The sequence below is a fragment of the Streptomyces sp. NPDC101191 genome, assembly GCF_044767915.1.
Lineage (GTDB): Bacteria > Actinomycetota > Actinomycetes > Streptomycetales > Streptomycetaceae > Streptomyces.
Map to the genome: position 1 here is coordinate 161,293 of NZ_JBIWOU010000012.1, position 18,926 is coordinate 180,218.

Annotated in this window: 16 protein-coding genes and 1 other RNA gene; 4 read left to right on the plus strand and 13 right to left on the minus strand. The window is 72.6% G+C overall.

Annotated features, from left to right (window positions below; genetic code table 11):
* Positions 1–169 precede the first annotated feature (169 nt).
* Both ACIRQF_RS34615 and ACIRQF_RS34620 read right to left on the minus strand, forming a co-directional pair.
* Positions 170–460, minus strand: a complete 291-nt coding sequence (locus ACIRQF_RS34615) for a DUF3039 domain-containing protein (RefSeq protein ID WP_037879418.1) — start codon at positions 458–460, stop codon at positions 170–172.
* A gap of 50 nt (positions 461–510) precedes the next feature.
* A complete protein-coding gene (locus tag ACIRQF_RS34620) occupies positions 511–1,071 on the minus strand; it encodes a YqgE/AlgH family protein (protein ID WP_376637851.1) in 561 nt (186 codons plus the stop codon).
* A 263-nt stretch (positions 1,072–1,334) separates the two neighbouring features.
* Between ACIRQF_RS34620 and murA the strand changes: the two genes are divergently transcribed.
* Entirely contained in the window at positions 1,335–2,681 is a 1,347-nt protein-coding gene (gene murA / locus ACIRQF_RS34625) for a UDP-N-acetylglucosamine 1-carboxyvinyltransferase (protein WP_376637852.1), read from the plus strand.
* Between the two features lie 187 nt (positions 2,682–2,868).
* Here murA and ACIRQF_RS34630 read toward each other — a convergent pair whose 3' ends face one another.
* From ACIRQF_RS34630 to ACIRQF_RS34645, 4 genes are all read right to left on the minus strand, one after another.
* Positions 2,869–3,150, minus strand: coding sequence for an HU family DNA-binding protein (locus ACIRQF_RS34630; protein ID WP_017237029.1), 282 nt, complete (start codon positions 3,148–3,150; stop codon positions 2,869–2,871).
* 347 nt (positions 3,151–3,497) lie between these two features.
* Complete coding sequence (locus ACIRQF_RS34635; protein ID WP_376637853.1) at positions 3,498–4,937, minus strand: NAD-dependent malic enzyme; 1,440 nt, start codon at positions 4,935–4,937, stop codon at positions 3,498–3,500.
* Positions 4,938–5,288: 351 nt separating this feature from the next.
* A complete protein-coding gene (locus ACIRQF_RS34640; protein WP_404098549.1) occupies positions 5,289–7,655 on the minus strand; it encodes a HelD family protein in 2,367 nt (788 codons plus the stop codon).
* 61 nt (positions 7,656–7,716) lie between these two features.
* Positions 7,717–8,277 (minus strand): ABATE domain-containing protein, encoded by a 561-nt coding sequence (locus ACIRQF_RS34645; protein WP_404098553.1) that lies wholly within the window; start codon positions 8,275–8,277, stop codon positions 7,717–7,719.
* A gap of 339 nt (positions 8,278–8,616) precedes the next feature.
* Between ACIRQF_RS34645 and ACIRQF_RS34650 the strand changes: the two genes are divergently transcribed.
* Positions 8,617–9,441, plus strand: a complete 825-nt coding sequence (locus tag ACIRQF_RS34650) for a helix-turn-helix domain-containing protein (RefSeq protein ID WP_404098556.1) — start codon at positions 8,617–8,619, stop codon at positions 9,439–9,441.
* Positions 9,442–9,626: 185 nt separating this feature from the next.
* Complete coding sequence (locus ACIRQF_RS34655; protein ID WP_403531266.1) at positions 9,627–10,172, plus strand: DUF1772 domain-containing protein; 546 nt, start codon at positions 9,627–9,629, stop codon at positions 10,170–10,172.
* Positions 10,173–10,260: 88 nt separating this feature from the next.
* Here ACIRQF_RS34655 and ACIRQF_RS34660 read toward each other — a convergent pair whose 3' ends face one another.
* The 3 genes from ACIRQF_RS34660 to ACIRQF_RS34670 all read right to left on the minus strand — a co-directional run bounded on the left by ACIRQF_RS34660 (position 10,261) and on the right by ACIRQF_RS34670 (position 13,979).
* On the minus strand, positions 10,261–11,418 hold the full coding sequence (locus ACIRQF_RS34660; protein WP_382484668.1) for a uroporphyrinogen-III synthase: 1,158 nt from the start codon (positions 11,416–11,418) through the stop codon (positions 10,261–10,263).
* A gap of 114 nt (positions 11,419–11,532) precedes the next feature.
* Entirely contained in the window at positions 11,533–12,900 is a 1,368-nt protein-coding gene (locus ACIRQF_RS34665; RefSeq protein WP_376637858.1) for a nitrate/nitrite transporter, read from the minus strand.
* A 95-nt stretch (positions 12,901–12,995) separates the two neighbouring features.
* A complete protein-coding gene (locus ACIRQF_RS34670; protein WP_404098559.1) occupies positions 12,996–13,979 on the minus strand; it encodes a LysR family transcriptional regulator in 984 nt (327 codons plus the stop codon).
* An 84-nt stretch (positions 13,980–14,063) separates the two neighbouring features.
* Here ACIRQF_RS34670 and ACIRQF_RS34675 point away from each other — a divergent pair, with 84 nt between their 5' ends.
* Positions 14,064–15,521: an MFS transporter gene (locus ACIRQF_RS34675; protein WP_404098561.1), complete on the plus strand. Its 1,458-nt coding sequence runs from the start codon at positions 14,064–14,066 to the stop codon at positions 15,519–15,521.
* A gap of 171 nt (positions 15,522–15,692) precedes the next feature.
* Here ACIRQF_RS34675 and ssrA read toward each other — a convergent pair.
* From ssrA to ftsX, 4 genes are all read right to left on the minus strand, one after another.
* Positions 15,693–16,061, minus strand: a transfer-messenger RNA (tmRNA) gene (gene ssrA / locus ACIRQF_RS34680).
* A 102-nt stretch (positions 16,062–16,163) separates the two neighbouring features.
* A complete protein-coding gene (gene smpB, locus ACIRQF_RS34685) occupies positions 16,164–16,709 on the minus strand; it encodes an SsrA-binding protein SmpB (RefSeq protein ID WP_376637861.1) in 546 nt (181 codons plus the stop codon).
* A gap of 18 nt (positions 16,710–16,727) precedes the next feature.
* Positions 16,728–17,912, minus strand: coding sequence for a S41 family peptidase (locus ACIRQF_RS34690; RefSeq protein ID WP_404098564.1), 1,185 nt, complete (start codon positions 17,910–17,912; stop codon positions 16,728–16,730).
* A 79-nt stretch (positions 17,913–17,991) separates the two neighbouring features.
* Complete coding sequence (ftsX, locus tag ACIRQF_RS34695) at positions 17,992–18,909, minus strand: permease-like cell division protein FtsX (protein WP_376637864.1); 918 nt, start codon at positions 18,907–18,909, stop codon at positions 17,992–17,994.
* Between the last annotated feature and the right edge of the window lie 17 nt (positions 18,910–18,926).

Below are 18,926 nucleotides of genomic sequence, written 5' to 3' on the forward strand. Positions count from 1 at the left end.
GCGGGTATCAAAACTACTCCGCGTCCCCCCCCGGGGGGCCCCGGGCCCCCCCCGGCCCGGGGGGGCCCCCCCCCCCGCCCCCCCCGCGGCCCGGGCCCCGCGGGGCCCCCCCCCCCCCGGGCCCCCCCCCACGCCGGGGGCCGTCCCCGACCGCCGGGAGGACCGGCGGCTACTTGCCCTTGCCGCCCTTGTCCTTGTCCTTGTCTCCGCCGGAGCCCATGGACTCGTAGATCTCCTTGCACATCGGGCACACGGGGTACTTCTTGGGGTCGCGCCCCGGTACCCAGACCTTGCCGCAGAGTGCCACCACGGGAGTGCCGTCGAGGGCGCTCGCCATGATCTTGTCCTTCTGGACGTAGTGGGCGTAGCGCTCGTGGTCGCCGTCACCGTGGGACACCTGCGGCGTCGGCTCGACGAGGGTTCCCGTACCTGCCCCGCGCTCGGGCTCGAGAGTGCTCATGCGCTCCAGGGTACTGAAAGACCCGGGGCCCGGGCGCCGCCCGGCCCGGCTCAGTTCAGCGAGGGATCGTCCGGGTACGTGGCGACCATGGCCAGGTCGCCGCGCTGGCGGCGGAGGACCTGGCGCCAGAGGGTCTCGGGGCGGGGGGAGGAGACGTCGCCGGGCTCGGACTCCACGACGTACCAGGCTCCGTCGCCGAGCTCGGTCTCCAGCTGGCCCGGGCCCCAGCCCGCGTAGCCGGCGAAGATACGCAGGGCCCCGATGGCCGGCCCGAGGAGTTCCGGCGGGGTCTCCAGGTCGACCAGCCCGATCGCCCCGTACACCCGGCGCCAGCCCAGTGGACCCTCGTCGCCGGGGATCACGGCGAGGCCGAGGGCCGCGTCGAGGGAGACCGGACCGCCCTGGAAGACGACGCCGGGTTCCCCCGCGAGGTCGGCCCAGGGCGCGAGGATGTCGCCGACGGTCACGGGGGTCGGCCGGTTCAGGACCACGCCGAGGGAGCCCTCGTCGTCGTGGTCGAGCAGGAGGACGACCGCGCGGTCGAAGTTCGGGTCCGCCAGCGCGGGCGTGGCGACCAGCAGTCGCCCTGTGAGCGAGGACACCTCGGTCATGCGACACATGATCCCGCATCTTCGGCGATTAGGGGGGTTCTCCGGCCGGGTCCGGGGTAGGCGTGCGCCACCGCAGGTCAGCCGCGGCTCCCGGAGGGCGGTCGGAAACAAGTGGACGGTGACGCTCCGCAAGATCACGGGAACGGAGGGTGTTGTGCCGAATTCATTACGTTCGCGGGGCACCCTCAGCCATACAAGTGGGGTCTCCTTGACCCTTACCCTTTTCTCTGGCCACCCGACCGACGACCCGGAACGCGAGATTCATGACCGGCACAGACAGCCATGATGTACTGCTTGTCCACGGCGGTACCCCGCTGGAGGGCGAGATCCGCGTCCGCGGCGCGAAGAACCTCGTGCCCAAGGCGATGGTCGCCGCACTGCTCGGCAGCGAGCCGAGCCGCCTGCGCAACGTGCCCGACATCCGTGACGTCCGCGTGGTCCGCGGACTGCTCCAGCTGCACGGTGTGACGGTCCGCCCCGGCGAGGAGCCGGGTGAGCTGATCATGGACCCGACGCACGTCGAGTCCGCCAACGTGGCCGACATCGACGCCCACGCCGGCTCGTCCCGCATCCCGATCCTCTTCTGCGGCCCGCTGCTGCACCGTCTCGGGCACGCCTTCATCCCGGGCCTGGGCGGCTGCGACATCGGCGGCCGGCCGATCGACTTCCACTTCGACGTGCTGCGCAAGTTCGGCGCGACGATCGAGAAGCGGGCGGACGGGCAGTACCTGGAGGCCCCGCAGCGCCTGCGCGGCACCAAGATCGCCCTCCCGTACCCCTCCGTCGGCGCGACCGAGCAGGTACTGCTCACCGCCGTCCTGGCCGAGGGCGTCACCGAGCTGTCCAACGCGGCCGTGGAGCCGGAGATCGAGGACCTCATCTGCGTTCTGCAGAAGATGGGCGCGATCATCGCCATGGACACCGACCGGACCATCCGGATCACCGGCGTCGACAAGCTCGGCGGCTACAACCACCACGCGCTCTCCGACCGCCTGGAGGCGGCCTCCTGGGCGTCCGCGGCGCTCGCCACCGAGGGCGACATCTACGTGCGCGGCGCCCAGCAGCGCTCGATGATGACCTTCCTCAACACGTACCGGAAGGTCGGCGGCGCCTTCGAGATCGACGACGAGGGCATCCGCTTCTGGCACCCGGGCGGCTCGCTCAACGCGATCGCCCTGGAGACGGACGTGCACCCCGGCTTCCAGACCGACTGGCAGCAGCCGCTGGTCGTCGCGCTGACCCAGGCCGCGGGCCTGTCCATCGTGCACGAGACGGTGTACGAGTCGCGGCTCGGCTTCACGTCCGCGCTGAACCAGATGGGTGCCCACATCCAGCTGTACCGCGAGTGCCTGGGCGGCTCGGACTGCCGCTTCGGGCAGCGCAACTTCCTGCACTCGGCGGTCGTCAGCGGCCCGACCAAGCTGCAGGGCGCCGACCTGGTCATCCCGGACCTCCGCGGCGGCTTCTCGTATCTGATCGCCGCCCTCGCGGCCCAGGGCACGAGCCGGGTCCACGGCATCGAGCTGATCAACCGCGGCTACGAGAACTTCATGGAGAAGCTCGTCGAGCTGGGCGCCAAGGTCGAGCTCCCGGGCAGCGCGCTCGTCTGACCGGACTGCGAGGCGCGGCCCCCGTCCCCGTCAGGGGGCCGGGGGCCGCGCCTCGCAGCGCGTCCGTCCGGCGCTCCCACCGGCCCCCTGAGGGCATACGAGAGGGCGGCCACCCCCTGACAGGGTGGCCGCCCTCTCCGCTTGCCTCAGGCCGCCTGAGCGGCCTCAGCGCGCTGCCTGCAGGCCCTTACTTGCCCTTGGCGGCTTCCTTGAGCTTCGAGCCCGCGGAGACCTTCACGCTGTAGCCGGCCGGGATGTTGATCGGGTCGCCGGTCTGCGGGTTGCGGGCGGTGCGAGCGGCACGGTGGGTGCGCTCGAAGGTCAGGAAGCCGGGGATGGTGACCTTCTCGTCACCCTTGGCGACGACCTCGCCGACGGTCTCGGCGAGCGCGGCCAGAACGGCGTCGGCGTCCTTGCGGGTCACCTCGGCACGGTCGGCCAGGGCGGCCACCAGCTCACTGCGGTTCATTTCGTTACTCCCGTGTTTCTTCTTGCCTGTGAGGCGGGTTGCCTGTGAGGCGGGCCACGCGGCGGGGCCGCATGATGGGCACTGCGAAGCCGATGCTGCCAGGGCCCTCGGACAGTGCCCGGACCCGGGTCTGGTGCCAGACCCTCGCGCCCAGACCGCATCCTGCCCCCACCAGCGGCGGGAACGCCAATCCGGCACCCTCTGGGGTCACACGAAAAGCGCCAGTGCCCCTTGGTGGTGACGTAGCGTCGACTCCTCACGAACCGTGCGGAGCCGGACTACCACCCTAAAGGCGGGTTTCGGGTGCGGCGACCCGCGACACGCGCCGCGGGCCGCCTCCCCGCCCGTCAGACCAGCGTGGAGGAACCGTGGTTGGCGCCCGCGCCGGCGGCCTTCGCCGCGGTGCGGACGGCGCCGGCGACGGCTCCCGCGACCTTGTCGTTGAAGACCGACGGGATGATGTAGTTCGGGTTGAGCTCGTCCTCGGTGACGACGTCGGCGAGGGCGCTCGCGGCGGCCAGCATCATCTCGGTGTTCACGGTGCGCGACTGGGCGTCCAGCAGACCGCGGAAGACGCCCGGGAAGACCAGCACGTTGTTGATCTGGTTCGGGAAGTCGGAGCGGCCGGTGGCGACCACGGCGGCCGTCTGGCGGGCGATCGCCGGGTCGACCTCGGGGTCGGGGTTCGCGAGCGCGAAGACGATCGCGCCCTCCGCCATGGCGGCCACGTCCTCGGCGCCCAGCACGTTCGGGGCGGAGACGCCGATGAAGACGTCGGCGTCGACGACGGCCTGCTTGAGGGTGCCGGTGACGCCCTCCGGGTTGGTGTTGTCGGCGATCCAGCGCAGCGGCGAGTCGGGCGTGGCGTCGACCAGGTCCTCGCGGCCCGCGTGGACCACGCCGTGGATGTCGGCGACGACGGCGTGCTTGACGCCGGCCGCGATCAGCAGCTTGAGGATGGCCGTACCGGCGGCGCCGGCACCGGACATGACGACCCGTACGTCGCCGATGCCCTTGCCGACCACGCGCAGGGCGTTGGTGAGGGAGGCGAGCACGACGATGGCGGTGCCGTGCTGGTCGTCGTGGAAGACCGGGATGTCGAGGGCCTCGCGCAGCCGGGCCTCGATCTCGAAGCAGCGGGGCGCGGAGATGTCCTCCAGGTTGATGCCCGCGAAGCCGGGGGCGATGGCCTTGACGATCTCGACGATGGCGTCGGTGTCCTGGGTGTCGAGGCAGATCGGCCAGGCGTCGATGCCGGCGAAGCGCTTGAAGAGGGCGGCCTTGCCCTCCATGACCGGCAGGGCGGCCTTCGGGCCGATGTTGCCGAGGCCGAGGACGGCGGAGCCGTCGGTCACGACCGCCACGGAGTTGCGCTTGATGGTGAGGCGGCGGGCGTCCTCGGGGTTCTCGGCGATCGCCATGCACACGCGGGCGACGCCCGGGGTGTAGACCATGGACAGGTCGTCACGGTTGCGGATGGGGTGCTTCGACGCCATCTCGATCTTGCCGCCGAGGTGCATCAGGAACGTACGGTCGGAGACCTTGCCGACGACGACGCCCTCGATGGTCCTGAGCTGCTGGACGATCTCGTCCGCGTGCGCCGTGGAGGTCGCGGCGATGGTGACGTCGATACGGAGCTTCTCGTGGCCGGAGGCGGTCACGTCGAGGCCCGTGACGGAGCCGCCGTGGGTCTCGACGGCCGTGGTGAGCTGGGAGACCGCGGTGCCGCTCGCGGGCACCTCCAGGCGGACCGTCATCGAGTACGAGACGCTGGGCGCCGTTGCCATGGCCGTGTTCCTCTTTCCCTAGCTGCGTTGCTACGCCGGCCCGGCTGGTTGCCCGGCGGCGCCCTCCGATCGTCGCACCTACCCGCCGGTAGCAGGTAATACGGTCGTTTCGTTTTCGGAAAGTAGTTTCCACCATACGAGAGACGGTGGGGAAACAGAAGAGGCCCCCGTCACCCGAAGGTGACGAGGGCCTCCACACGTGAGCGGCACCGACCCGCCATGCTCGCCTCGCGGCAAGTGGTCCCTCTGAGGGACGAAGGTTGGGCCCGGGGGCTTGGATCGAGCCGGTGCCACGACCAGGCTAACAAACCACCCCGGCAAGTGATTCCTCCGGCGCGGGATGACTCGAAATCAGTCCCGCAGCAGGTCCGGTACCCCGTCGGCGTCCGGCAGGTCGCGGTCGCCCGCGACCACCGTGAGGGCCTGCGTGGAGCGGGTCAGCGCCACGTAGAGCACCCGCAGACCGGCCGGCGACTCGTCCGCGATCTCCGCGGGCGAGACCACCACCGTGGCGTCGTACTCCAGGCCCTTCGCCTCCAGGGAGCCCAGCGCCACCACCCGGTCGCCGAGCCCGGCGAGCCAGCGGGCGGCCTGGGCGCGCCGGTCCATGGCGACGACGACGCCGACCGTGCCGTCCACCTCGGAGAGCAGCCGCTCCGCCTCCGACCGCACGGTTTCGGCCAGCCGGCTCTTGTCCTCCACGGAGACGAAGCGGGGCTTGACGCCCGTCGAGCGGACCGCCTTCGGGGACTCCTTGCCGGGCATCGCGAGCGCGAGGACCTTGGCGGCGAGCTCGGCGATCTCGGCCGGGTTGCGGTAGTTCACGGTGAGCTCGAAGCGGCGGCGCGGGCGGGTGCCCAGGGCCTCGTCGCGGGCCGCCGCGGCCTCGTCCGGGTCGGACCAGGAGGACTGCGCCGGGTCGCCGACGACCGTCCAGGTGGCGTGCCGGCCGCGGCGGCCGACCATGCGCCACTGCATGGGCGTGAGGTCCTGCGCCTCGTCGACGATGACGTGGGCGTACTCGGTGCGCTCGGCGGCGAGCCGCTCGGCCCGTTCGCGCTGGGTCTCCTCGCGCACCGGCATCAGCTCCTCCAGGCCGGAGAGCTGGTCCAGCGGGTCGTACTCGCGCTTCTTGCGGGGCCGGGCCGGCGTGCCGAGGAGCGTGGCCAGCTCGTCGAGCAGGGCCACGTCGTGCACCGAGAGGCCGGGGCGGCGCAGCGAGCGGGCGAGCCGGCGCACCTCGCCGGGGTTGAGGATCCGGCGGGCCCAGCGCCCGAGGCGCTTCTCGTCGCCCATGGCCTCCAGGACCCCGCGCGGGGTGAGCTCGGGCCACCAGGCGTCCAGGAAGGCGAGGAAGGAGTCCTCGGTGGACACGTCCTCGTCGAAGGAGGAGCGCAGTTCGGCGGCGAGCTCGGGATCGCTGTGCCGGCCGGCGGCGCCGGACCTGGCGTACAGCGCGTCGAGCAGCAGCCGGCGGGCGCGGGGGCGGAGCAGGTTGACGGGGGCGGTGCCGCCGAGAACGTTGTGACGGATGCGCCGGAGCTCGTCGGCGCCGAGCTCCAGGCGGCGCCCGAAGGCGACGACGCGCAGCAGGGTCGGGGTACCGGCCGGGGCGCGGGGGGCCTCGTCCTCGTCCGACTCGCCCAGTGCGAGCTGTCCGCCGTCGGCGGCGGGTCGGGGCGCGGGCGTCTCCAGGGCGCCGCGGGCGGCCTTGCGCAGGACGGCGACCATCCGGGAGGAGCCCTTGACCCGCGAGACGGCGGGCTCGTCGTACGCGTCGGCCTCGGCACCGTCGACCAGCGAGCCGAGGGCCCGGATGGCGACCTGGCCCTCCTCGCCCAGCGAGGGGAGCACGCCCTCGGTGTACGAGACCAGCAGCGGGGTCGGGGAGACGATCAGGATGCCGCCGGAGTAGCGCCGCCGGTCCTGGTAGAGCAGGTACGCGGCACGGTGCAGCGCCACGGCGGTCTTGCCGGTGCCCGGCCCGCCCTCGACGTACGTCACGGAGGCGGCGGGGGCACGGATGACCAGGTCCTGCTCGGCCTGGATCGAGGCGACGATGTCGCGCATGGTGTGGCCGCGGGCCTGGCCCAGCGCGGCCATGAGGGCGCCGTCGCCGATGACGGGCAGCGCCTCGCCGTCGAGGGTGGCCGTCAGCTCGGGACGCATCAGGTCGTCCTCGACGCCGAGGACCTGGCGGCCCTTGGAGCGGATGACGCGGCGGCGCACGACCCGGCCGGGGTCGACCGGCGTGGAGCGGTAGAAGGGTGCGGCGGCGGGGGCGCGCCAGTCGATGACGAGCGGGGCGTAGTCGGCGTCGAGGACGCCGATGCGGCCGATGTGCAGGGTCTCGCCGATCTCGGCGTACTGGCCGGTGCCGTCGGTCCGCACGGCGTCCTCGGCGGGCTCGACGGAGGTGTAGGCGCCGTCGGGCCCCTTCTTGCCGTCCTTGCCGAAGAGCAGGTCGATCCGTCCGAAGAGGAAGTCCTCGAACTCGTTGTTGAGCCGGTTGAGGTGGATCCCGGCCCGGAAGACCTGGGCGTCGCGCTCGGCGAGGGCGCCGGGCGTGCCGACCTGGCCCCGCTGGGCGGCGTCGTTCATCAGGAACTCGGCCTCGTGGATCTTCTCCTCGAGACGCTGGTAGACCCGATCCAGATGTTCCTGTTCGACACCGATCTCGCGGTCTCTGACCGTGTCGACGGCTTCCTGCGCGGCCACCTGGCCCCCTTCTCACGTGCACTGAGCAGCCTTCGAGGCTACGCCACCGGGGGGTGCCGTGTCAGGCCTGGTGGCGGGCGGGCCGGGGGTGGGCGGCACGGTGCCGGGCGACGCGGGCCCGGTTGCCGCAGACCTCGCTGGAGCACCAGCGTCTGCGGCGGCCGCGGGAGGTGTCGAGGTAGCACCGCCGGCAGCCCGGTCCTTCGCAGCGGCGGAGCAGGGCGCGGGCGGCCGGATCGGTGAGCAGGTCGACCGCGTCGCGGGCGACGGCGGCGAGCAGGGCACGGCAGTCGGGCTCCCCGCTGAGGGCGCGCACGAGAACACCGGATCGAGTGCGTACGGCGCGGGGCGCGGGGGGCGCGGAGGCGGCGGCGAGGGCGTTGAGGAGCTCCAGGGCCGCGGGCCGGGCGGGCCGGCCCTCGACCTGGTCGCCGACGAGTTCGGCGACGCAGTCGCGCAGCTCGCGGAAGGCGGCGAGCCAGCGCGTGTCGAGGGCGCGCAGCCGGGTGCCGGGCGGGACCAGGCCGGTGGTGCGCAGGAAGCGGACGAGGGCCTCGGGGCGGTCGAGGGGTTCGTCGGCGAGGTCGAGGCAGACGCGTCCGGAGTCGAACCGCACTGTCATGCTCCTGCCACCCCCTGGCCCGGGAACGTCCCGACCAGAGTGCCCACGGACGGGGCGGGTGGCTAGGTCGCGGCCCTCGGATCAGACCGGATCAGGCTGGATCAGGGCGGGCGGCCGGCGCGAGAGGCGGGCGACGGCATGGGGACACAGGTCGGCCCGGGCGTACGGGGGAGCCGCCCGGGCCGACCGGTAACCGGACCGCTCGGGGGAGGGCTGTCCGGTTGTCCGGGTGCGTCCGTGCAGGTCAGCACGGGGCACCCACAGCATTAACGTTCAACTGTTTATTATCTACGGACTGTTTTTCCTACCAATTCACACACGGACTTATCGGGGGGTGCGGTGAACAGGACGGCGCTACGGGCCCTCCTCAAGGAACGCCGGGAGCTGATCGCCCCCGAGGCGCGCGGGCTGTCCCGGCCGACCGGCCGCGGCCGCCGGGCCCGCGGGCTGTCCCAGCACCAGGTCGACGAGCTCACCTGCCGTGCGGTCGACACGTACAACCGCCTGGAGACCGGCCGCTACCCGAACCCGCCCGCCGACTACCTGCGGCAGGTCGCGCACCTCTTCGGCCTCACCGAGCAGGAGTGGGTCCTGCTCTGCCGCTACGCGGGCATCGGCGACCCGCCCGGACCGCTGCACGCCTCCTCCGGCCTGGAGATCCCCGGCGTGTGGCAGGAGGCCGTCGACGGCATCGGCCACATGGCGTACGTGACCGACGCCTCCTGGAACCTGATCGCGCACAACCGGCACTTCGCCGACCTGTACCCGGGCGGCCGGGCCCCCGCGAACACGATGCGCTGGATGCTCCTGGACAAACAGGCCCGCGAGACCACGATCATCGACTGGCGCCGGGTGTGGGCACCGCTGATCCTCCCCCAGCTGCGCGCCGCCCTGGCCGTGCGCGGCGAGGACGAGACCCTGCGCGGCATCGAGCGGGAGGTCCGCGCCGACCCCGACCTCGGCCCGCTGTGGGCGGCCGGCGGCGTCACCGTCCACCCCGACGGCGACGAACGCCCGCTCCACCACGCCCTCCTGGGCCCGGGCCACGTCAGCATCTGCGCCGCCCAGCCCCTCACCGCCCCCGGCGCCCGCCTGATCATCATGATCTTCCGCACGGGCCTGCAGAAGTCCCACCCCCGGGCCCCGATGCTGCGGGCCCGGTGACCGCGCGGATCACTGCTCGGCGGTGACCCTCCAGCGGACCGCCGAGGGCGCGGTGATCACGCCGGGCGCCGCCGGCGCGGTGGTACGCCGGGGGCGGGGGCGCCGCCGTGGGGTGTAGACGCCCGCGTATGCCGGTGCGACGCAGAACGATGTCCTCCGGTCGACTCCGGCCCTTGAATGAGGACATGACACAGAGCAGCAGGGACGGAAAGGGCGCCGGAGCGGTCCTCGGCGCGGCGACGGTGGCGACCGGACTGGTCGCGGGGATCTGGTTCGCGTACGGGTGCTCGGTGATGCCGGCCCTCGCACGCAGCGACGACCGGGTCTACGTCGAGGTGATGCGGAACATCAACGACGTGATCCAGAACCCGGTGTTCTTCACGCCGTTCTTCGGAGCGCTGCTCCTCACGGCGGTGGCCGCCTGGCAGCACCGCGCCGGCCGCGCCCGCGGCTGGACCTGGGCCGCGCTCGCGCTCTACGCGGCCGTCTTCGTCGTCACGTCCGCGGCGAACGTCCCCCTCAACGACGCCCTCGCCGCGGCCACGGACCCGGTCCGGGCCCGCGCAGACTTCGAGGGCCCGTGGGTGGCCTGGAACCTCGTCCGCGCGGTCCTGACCGTCGCCGGATTCGTCTGCCTCCTGCGCGCCTCGGCCGTCCGCGGCCGCGGACGGCGGGACGGCCACGACACCGCGTACGACGGGACCCGCCGCGGGACGACGACGCCCGTCTAGACGGTCCCCGGACCTCGCCGGTCAGGTGGGGTCGGCAAGCCCCTGACCCCCGCCCCGCTCATCGTCCCGACTCCCGCCCCCGCCCCACTCATCGTCCCGACTCGTCCTCGGCGCCGTACTTGGTCTCCGACACCGGGTCCAGCGCCAGCCGGTAACCCCGCTTCACCACCGTCTGGATCAGCTTCGGGGTGCCGAGGGCCGTCCGCAGCCGCGCCATCGCCGTCTCCACGGCGTGCTCGTCGCGGCCCGCGCCCGGGAGGGCGCGGAGGAGCTCGGGACGGGCGACGACCCAGCCGGGCCGCCGGGCGAGCAGGCCCAGGAGGGCCATGCCGGCCGGCGGGACCGGGCGCAGGGCGCCGTCGACGAGGACCGCGTGGCCGCGGATCTCGATCCGGTGCCCCGCGACCGGCAACACCCGGGCCCGGGCGGGCAGTTCCCGGCAGAGCAGCTGCACGAGCGGACCGAGCCGGAAGCGCTCGGGCTGATGGGTGTCGACGGCGAGGGCCTGCAGCGGCAGTGCCGTGACCGGGCCCACGCACACCGCGAGCACGTCGTGGCGCAGGGCCGCCGACAGCTCGTCGAGCAACCCGCGTTCCCGCGCCCGGTCGATGAGCGAGGCGGCGGCCGGGGCGCTGGTGAAGGTCACCGCGTCCAGCGCGCGGGACACGGTCGCGTCCAGCAGCCGGTCGAGCGGGCCGAGGTCCTCGGGCGGCATCCAGCGGTAGACCGGGACGGGCACGACCTCCGCCCCGCCGGCCGTGAGCGTCTCCACGAAACCGGGCAGCGGCTCCCCGTGCAGCTGGAGGGCGATCCGCCGCCCGGCGACGCCCTCGTCGAGGAGCCGGTCGAGGACCTCCGCCATCGACTCCGACGACGGCGACCAGTGCTCCGTGAGCCCGGCCGCCCGCACCGCGCCCTTCACCTTGGGCCCGCGGGCGAGGAGTTCGACCCCCCGGAGCCGGTCGAGCAGCTGCTCGCCGTGGCCCCAGCCGTCGGCCGCCTCGACCCAGCCCCGGAAACCGATCGCCGTGGTGGCGACGACCACGTCCGGGGCGTGGTCGATCAGGTCCTTGGTGGCGGCGAGCAGTTCGGTGTCGTCGGCGAGCGGCACGATCCGCAGCGCGGGACCGTGGACGACACCCGCGCCCCGGCGGCGCAGCAGCGCGATCAGCTCGTCCGCGCGCCGTGCCGCCGTGACCCCGACCGTGAAGCCCGCCAGGGGGCCCTGCTCCTGCTGCTCGTCCATCTCGCGCTCGCCCCTGTCGTCCTCGTCCCTGTCGGCCGAGAGTGCCGGGGCCGCGTGTCGGTCTCGGTTCACGCGCATTTCCTGGTCGTTACGGCCGTGCGGGGCCACTGTGACTCACACCTCGGCGGCTTCGCGCGCGCCGGACGCGCTCGGCTCGACGCCCGCGGCGGTGTCGGGAACGGGGGCCACGGCGGCGGGCCGGCGAAGGTATACCGCCCAGGTGACCAGCATGCACACCCCGTAGAAGGCGAGGAAGGCGACGAAGGCGCCCGTACCGGAGCCGACCGAGAGGAAGGACTGCCGGAAGGCGAGGTTGATGCCGAGCCCGCCGAGCGCGCCGACCGCGCCGATGAGGCCCATGGAGGCGCCGGAGAGCCGCCGCCCGTACGCCTCCGCCGCCTCGCCCGACAGGCCCTTGCGGTGCCCCTGGGTGAGGAAGATCGCCGGGATCATCTTGTACGTGGAGCCGTTGCCGAGGCCGCTGAGCGCGAAGAGCGCGATGAAGCCGACCAGGAAGATGCCCAGGGACGCGACGACGGACGCGTAGAGGACGACTCCGGCGGCGGCACTCATCGCGGCGAAGGTGGCCAGGGTGATGCGGGCCCCGCCCACCCGGTCGGCGAGCGCGCCGCCGACCGGCCGGACGACCGAGCCGAGCAAAGGGCCGACGAAGGTGAGCGAGGCGGCCTGCAGCGGGGTGCGCCCGAACTGGGTCTGCAGGACCAGGCCGAAGGCGAAGCTGTAGCCGATGAAGGAGCCGAAGGTGCCGATGTAGAGGAAGGCCATGATCCAGGTGTGGCGGGAGCTCACCGCCTCCTTCACGGCGCCGGTGTCGTTCCTGACCGGAGCCAGGTTGTCCATGAACAGGGCGGCGCACACGGCGGCGACGACGATCAGCGGCAGGTAGACGCCGAGGACGATCCTGGGGTGCAGGGCCCCCGCGGTGCCGATGACCAGCAGGCCGACCAGCTGCACGACGGGGACGCCGATGTTGCCGCCGCCCGCGTTCAGGCCGAGCGCCCAGCCCTTCTTCCGCAGCGGGAAGAAGGCGTTGATGTTGGTCATCGAGGACGCGAAGTTGCCGCCGCCGACCCCGGTGAGCGCGGCGACCAGCACGAACGTCCCGTACGAGGTGCCCGGCTCCATCACCGCGAAGGCGAGGCCCGTCGGCAGCAGGAGGAGCAGCGCGCTGATGACGGTCCAGTTGCGCCCGCCGAAGCGGGCGACCGCGAAGGTGTACGGGACCCGGATGAAGGCGCCCACCAGGGTGGCGGTCGCGATCAGGAAGAACTTGCCCGCCGGGTCGACCCCGTACTGCGGCCCCATGAAGAGCACCATGACGGACCACAGGGTCCAGATGGAGAACCCGATGTGCTCGGCGAGCACCGAGAACCACAGGTTCCGGCGCGCGACGCGCTCTCCCCCCTCACGCCAGAAGGTCTCGTCCTCCGGCTCCCACCGTTCGATCCACCGGCCGCCCATGTCGTACCTCCACGGTGTCGTTTCGCTTTCCGGTGACGCTAGAAAGGCCGCGTTTCAGGGCGGTGCCGGGAGGTGACGGGAGCGGAACCTTGCTCTCACCCGGCGCTCGGGACCGCTGTGAGCGCCCCCAGGACCTCTCCGTCCGGCAGCCAGGAACCGGCCGGGCGCTCGTACCAGCCCTCCTGGGCGGAGAGCTCGGCGGCAGCTTGGCGCAGCGCGTCGAGGCCGGGGTGCCGCAGCCCCTTGCGCCAGACGAGGCTAACGGGCGACAGCGGCACCGGGTAGACCAAGGGCCGCAGGACGCTGCCGGGCATCGGCGGGAAGTCGACCACGGCGAGCACCGGGGTCGGGGCCTTGGCCATGACCCGGCGGAACTCCTCCATCCCGACGACGAGCGGCGCGGGCGGGGCGACGCGGATGCCGTGGCCAGCGAAGAGCCGCGCGGCGAGCTCGGTCCACTCGGGCGTACGGTCGTTGCCCGCGCCCGCGTAGACGTCACGACCGGCCAGGGCGGCGAGCGGGACCTCGGGCAGGGCGGCCAGCGGGTCGTGCTCCGGGAGCAGCACGGCCATCGGCTCGTACCGCACGAACTGCGCCTCCAGACGGGACCGCAGCCCGGGCGCGAGCCCGCCGTAGCGCCCGAAGGAGGCGTCCAGGCGCCCGGCAAGGATCTCGTGGACGGCACCGGTCAGGCCGCTCTCGTAGCGGGCCATCAGCTCCAGTTCCGGGGCGAGTTCACGGGCCCGGTGCACGACGCGCTCGTGGCCGAGGCCCGCGCTGTTGAGGTCGACGAGCAGCGGACGGGGCTCGCCGCGGAAGGCCTCGGCGAGTTCGTCGTGCGCGGTGAGCACCGCGTGCGCGTACGGCAGCAGCCGCTCGCCGTCCGGAGTGAGCGCGACCTGCCGGGTGGTCCGCACGAACAGCTCGGCGCCCAGCTCCCGTTCGAGCCGCCGGATGTCCCGGCTGAGCGCCTGCTGGGCGACGAAGAGCCGCCCGGCGGCGCGGGTGAAGTGCAGTTCCGCCGCGACGGCGACGAAGGCGCGGAGGAGACGGGGATCGACGTCGTACGAGGAGGCCACGGCCGGTATCCAACAACAGAGGTGCGTGAATCACCACCGAATAGGTGTTGGACCGCGGAGGACCCGCCCCCGGACCCTTGCCCCATGCCCCACCCGGACCTGACGCACGCCCCAGCGGGGCCGACCCCGGCCCCGCACACCGAGGCTCCCCCGACGCCTGAGACGCCCGACGGGCCCGGGACCCACGAAGCCCCTTGGGCCCAGGCGGCCCACACAGCTCCCGAGGCTCACGAAAGGCCCGAGACCCACGAAGCCCCTCGGGCCCACACAGCTCCCGAGGCTCACGAGGCACGGGCGGCCCGTGCAGCCGCCGAGGCCCACGAGGCCTCCCCGGGGCGGCGCGCCCCCGAGCACACCCGCACCCCCGCCCCCGCCCCCGCGAACCCCTACCGCCGCCTCTTCACCGTCCCCGGCGCGCGGGCCTTCACCCTCGGCAATCTGATCGCACGGCTGCCCGCCGGCATGTTCAGCGTCAGCTCCGTCGTCATGATCGCCGGGGCGTACGGCTCCTACGCCCTCGCCGGCGCCGTCAGCGCGGCCGGCCTGGTGGTCGGCGCGCTGACCGCGCCCTGGATCGCCCGGCTCGTCGACCGCCACGGCCAGGCCCGGATCGCCGTACCCGCCACCGTCTGGGCGGTCCTGGGCCAGCTGACCCTCCTGCTCTGCGCACACGCCCAGGCCCCCGCCTGGACCCTCTTCGCGGCCACCATGACCACCGCGACCGCCCCCAACACCGGCGGCATGTCCCGCGCCCGCTGGGCCCACCTCCTCAAGGACGACCCGGACGCGCGCCACACCGCCAACGCCTTCGAACAGGCCGCCGACGAGCTCTGCTTCATGCTCGGCCCGGTCCTGGCCGCCCTCCTCTGCTCGGCGCTGTTCCCGGAGGCGGGCACCCTCGCCGCCGCCGCCCTCTTCCTCACCGGCGTCCTGCTCTTCGCCGCACAGCGCGCCACCGAGCCCCCGGTCGCCCCGCGCACCACGGCCGGCCCCCCGCTGCGCACCCCCGGCATGCCGGCCCTGCTCGCGGTCTTCCTCGCCACCGGTGCGGTCTTCGGGTCGATGGAGGTGGTCACCCTCGCCTACGTGGACTCCCCGGCCGCCGGCCCGATCCTGGCCCTCCAGGCCGCGGGCTCCTGCGCCGCCGGACTGGTCTACGGCCACACCCGCCGCTCGGCCGGGCTCGCGAGCTGCCTGGCGGCGATGGCGGTCCTGATGACCCTGCCCCTGCTCGCCGCCCTCACCGGCTCGCTGCTCCTCCTCGCGGGCACGCTCCTGGCGGCGGGGACGGCGACCGCCCCGACGATGGTCACGGGCATGACCCTGGTCCAGCGGCTCACCCCGTCGGCCCAGCTCAACGAGGGCATGACCCTCGCGGTGACCGCCCTCCTCGGCGGCATCGCCATCGGCTCCGCCACCGGCGGCTGGCTCGCCGACCACGCCCCGACCACGACGTACGGCTACCTGATCCCGCCCACGGCGGCGGCCGTGGCGTTCGTGCTGTGCGCCGCGACCCGCACGGGCCATCGCGCACCGCGCTGACCGACTCTGCCGCAGCGGCCCCCCTCAGGGCCTGCACGCCGAAGGCCGTGGCCCCGCCCCCGACGCGGGCGGGCACACGGGCATGACAAAGGCCCGGCGGTCGCGTACGACCACCGGGCCTCTGCCCACATGGGATGAGCTGCCCGACGAGGCAGTGCCTCCTCGGACTCTCGGTGGAGATGGCGGGAATCGAACCCGCGTCCAACGGTGCAGAATCAGGGCTTCTCCGTGTGCAGTCTGGTGCGAGTTTCTCAGCCCTCCGGATCACCCAGACAAGTCCGGAACGGGCTCAGTCACTGTTTGATTTCCCTCTTCACCCCGTGACCGGGATCAAGGTTTAGTCCCCTTGATGATGCCAGGATCCGGGTCGGGAACAGCCCCGGGCTGACACTTCGCAAGTCGCTACTTAGGCAGCGAGGGCGAAGGAATCGCGCTTGGTGTTGGCGATTATTGGTTTCGGCGCGTGGTTAACGAGATCATTGCCGCTTCCTCGACACGCTTCCCCTGCTTCGACATCCGCTGTCGAAACCGATCATCCCCATGTTGATTTTTCAATCCGCGCACCCTCCGTGGGGTGCGTGGTCCATCGTACGTGACCAACGCGTACGGTTGCCAGCGCATTCCCGACGGCTGTCGCCAGGGTTACCCGGCGGCCTCCGCCGCCCGCTGCCGGCGACGCGCCGCCGCGATGGCGCGGCTCGCCTCACGGGTGTCCTGCTTCTCCTTGAGCGTCTGCCGCTTGTCGTACTCCTTCTTGCCCTTGGCCAGCGCGATCTCGCACTTCACCCGGCTGCCCAGGAAGTACAGCGCCAGCGGCACGATCGTGTGACCGGTCTCGGAGGCCTTCTGCTCCAGCTTGTCGATCTCGGCGCGGTGCAGCAGCAGCTTGCGCTTCCGCTTCGCCGAGTGGTTGGTCCAGCTGCCCTGGGAGTACTCGGGCACGTGGACGTTGTGCAGCCAGGCCTCCCCGCCGTCGATGTGGACGAAGCCGTCCACCAGCGACGCCCGGCCCATCCGCAGCGACTTCACCTCGGTACCCATGAGCACGACGCCGCACTCGTAGGTGTCGAGGATGTGGTAGTCGTGCCGCGCCTTCTTGTTCTGCGCGATGAGCTTGCGCTCCGGCCCCTTGTCCTGGGCCTTCTTCTTCGCAGGCTTGCCCTGCACGTTGACGAGTCCCTTTGCCATAGTGCGGTCATTTTCGCACTACGAGGCCCCTCCGAGGCCACTCAATACCGTGCGGGCCCGTTCCTCGGCCCGGTCCCCGACAGCGCCGCCGACCGCGACGTCCGGGGTGATGCCGTGGCCGTCCACCGCGTGCCCGGCGGGCGTGCGGTAGTGGCCGACGGTGAGCTCGGCGACGGAACCGTCGGGCAGGGCGCTGGGCATCTGCACGGAGCCCTTGCCGAAGGTGCGCGAGCCGACCGTGACCGCCCGGCCCCGGTCCTGCAGGGCCCCGGTCAGCAGCTCCGCCGCGCTCATGGTGCCGCCGTCGACCAGGGCCACCAGGGGCCGTACGGTGTCGCCGCCGCCCGCCGCGTACACCGCGCGCTGGTCGCCGTCGACGTCGTAGGTGGCGATCAGTCCGCCGTCGAAGAAGGCGGAGGCCGCGGTGGCGGCCTCGGCGAGCAGTCCGCCGGAGTTGCCGCGCAGGTCCAGCAGGACGCCGGCGCCGGGCGGGGCGGCGCGCACGGCCGTCCGTACCCGCTCGCCGGTGCCCTTGGTGAAGGCGGCGACCCGGATGAGGACCGTGCCGTCGTCGTAGCGGCGGACGGTGACCGGGTCGGTGGCGAGCCGGGCGCGGCGCAGGGTCTGCGTCCAGGTGGCGCGGCCGCGCTCGACGCCCAGGGAGACACTGCTGCCGGAGACGCCCCCGCCGCGCAGCAGGGAGACGACCTCGGAGACGGAGAGCCCGCCGACCCGGCGCCCGTCGACGGCGATGAGCCGGTCCCCGGGGCGCAGTCCGGCCCGCTCCGCCGGTCCGCCGGGCTGGACGCGGCTGATCTCGACACGGTCCGGGGCGGCCTTGCGGGCGGAGAGCCCGACCCCGGTGTAGACGCCGTCCAGGGCCTGCTCGAACTCGGCGTACTCCCGCTTGTCGTAGACGGCACCCCAGCGGTCGCCGCTGCGGCTGACGAACTCCTCGGCGGCCTTCTTGCCGGACTTGCCGTCCGCGATGGCCTCGGCGGCGGCACGGGCGAGCGCGGCCCGGTCGACGGTGGCCCGGGTGGCCGCGGGGGCCGGCGCGGCCTCGGCCGCGTCCTCGCGGCGGGGCAGCGACCCGGTGGCCGCGGCGGTGCCGAGCACGCCGGCGAAGACCAACGTCAAGGCGGCCCCACGGAGAACTCCGCGGGGCCGTCGACAGAATTCGGGGCCGGCACCGGCACGCATGTCGCCCACTCTAGGACAAGCGGATGGCGCCGTACGGCGGTTGGCCGTACGACGCCATCTGCTCACGCCGAGTTAACTGTCACACCTTCAGGTACTTGCGCAACGCGATGAATGCGGCCAAGGCGGGCATCAGGAGGCCGATCGCGATGACGAGCGGCAGCTTGGCCAGGACCGCGTCCCAGCCGATGAAGTTGACCAGCTGCATCTTGTCGGCCAGGGCGATGCCGTGGTCGATCAGGAAGTACCGGCCGACGAGCAGCATCACGCAGGCGACGGCGCCGCCGAGGAGACCGGCGAAGGCGGCCTCCATGATGAACGGCATCTGGATGTAGAAGTTGGTCGCGCCGACCAGCCGCATGATGCCGGTCTCACGGCGCCGGCTGAAGGCGGAGACGCGCACGGTGTTGACGATCAGCATCAGCGCGATGACCAGCATGAGGCCCATGACGCCGAGGGCGGCGATGTTCATGCCGTTCATGAGGTCGAAGAGGTTCTGCAGGATGTTGCGCTGGTCCTGCACGGACTCGACCCCGTCGCGCCCGGCGAAGGCGGTGGCGACGACCTTGTACTTCTCGGGGTCCTTGAGCTTGACCCGGAAGGACTCCTGCATCTGGTCCGGCGTGACGACCGACGCGATGGCGGTGTCGCCGTACTGCTCCTTGTAGTGCTTGTAGGCCTCGTCGGCGGTCTCCCGGTGGACCGTCTCGACGATGTCCATCTTCTTCAGATCGGCCTCGATCTGCTCCTTCTGCTGCGCGGTGACGGCGCCCTTGGCGCACTTGGCCGAGGTGGCACCGTCACTCTTGTTGCAGAGGAAGATGGAGACGTTGACCTTGTCGTACCAGTAGTCCTTCATCGTGCTGACCTGCTCGCGCATGAGCAGGGCGCCGCCGAAGAGGGCGAGCGACAGGGCCACGGACACGATGACGGCGAAGGTCATCGTCAGGTTGCGCCGGAGACCGACCCCGATCTCCGAGAGCACGAACTGAGCGCGCATGTGTGTGTATCCCCTAC

What these genes read in the sequence shown, in the direction of transcription:
- ACIRQF_RS34615 (WP_037879418.1), bottom strand. Translation starts at nt 460, where the DNA reads ATGAGCACTCTCGAGCCCGAGCGCGGGGCAGGTACGGGAACCCTCGTC.
- ACIRQF_RS34620 (WP_376637851.1), bottom strand. Translation starts at nt 1,071, where the DNA reads ATGACCGAGGTGTCCTCGCTCACAGGGCGACTGCTGGTCGCCACGCCC.
- murA (WP_376637852.1), top strand. Translation starts at nt 1,335, where the DNA reads ATGACCGGCACAGACAGCCATGATGTACTGCTTGTCCACGGCGGTACC.
- ACIRQF_RS34630 (WP_017237029.1), bottom strand. Translation starts at nt 3,150, where the DNA reads ATGAACCGCAGTGAGCTGGTGGCCGCCCTGGCCGACCGTGCCGAGGTG.
- ACIRQF_RS34635 (WP_376637853.1), bottom strand. Translation starts at nt 4,937, where the DNA reads ATGGCAACGGCGCCCAGCGTCTCGTACTCGATGACGGTCCGCCTGGAG.
- ACIRQF_RS34645 (WP_404098553.1), bottom strand. Translation starts at nt 8,277, where the DNA reads ATGACAGTGCGGTTCGACTCCGGACGCGTCTGCCTCGACCTCGCCGAC.
- ACIRQF_RS34655 (WP_403531266.1), top strand. Translation starts at nt 9,627, where the DNA reads ATGACACAGAGCAGCAGGGACGGAAAGGGCGCCGGAGCGGTCCTCGGC.
- ACIRQF_RS34660 (WP_382484668.1), bottom strand. Translation starts at nt 11,418, where the DNA reads ATGGACGAGCAGCAGGAGCAGGGCCCCCTGGCGGGCTTCACGGTCGGG.
- ACIRQF_RS34665 (WP_376637858.1), bottom strand. Translation starts at nt 12,900, where the DNA reads ATGGGCGGCCGGTGGATCGAACGGTGGGAGCCGGAGGACGAGACCTTC.
- ACIRQF_RS34675 (WP_404098561.1), top strand. Translation starts at nt 14,064, where the DNA reads ATGCCCCACCCGGACCTGACGCACGCCCCAGCGGGGCCGACCCCGGCC.
- smpB (WP_376637861.1), bottom strand. Translation starts at nt 16,709, where the DNA reads ATGGCAAAGGGACTCGTCAACGTGCAGGGCAAGCCTGCGAAGAAGAAG.
- ACIRQF_RS34690 (WP_404098564.1), bottom strand. Translation starts at nt 17,912, where the DNA reads ATGCGTGCCGGTGCCGGCCCCGAATTCTGTCGACGGCCCCGCGGAGTT.
- ftsX (WP_376637864.1), bottom strand. Translation starts at nt 18,909, where the DNA reads ATGCGCGCTCAGTTCGTGCTCTCGGAGATCGGGGTCGGTCTCCGGCGC.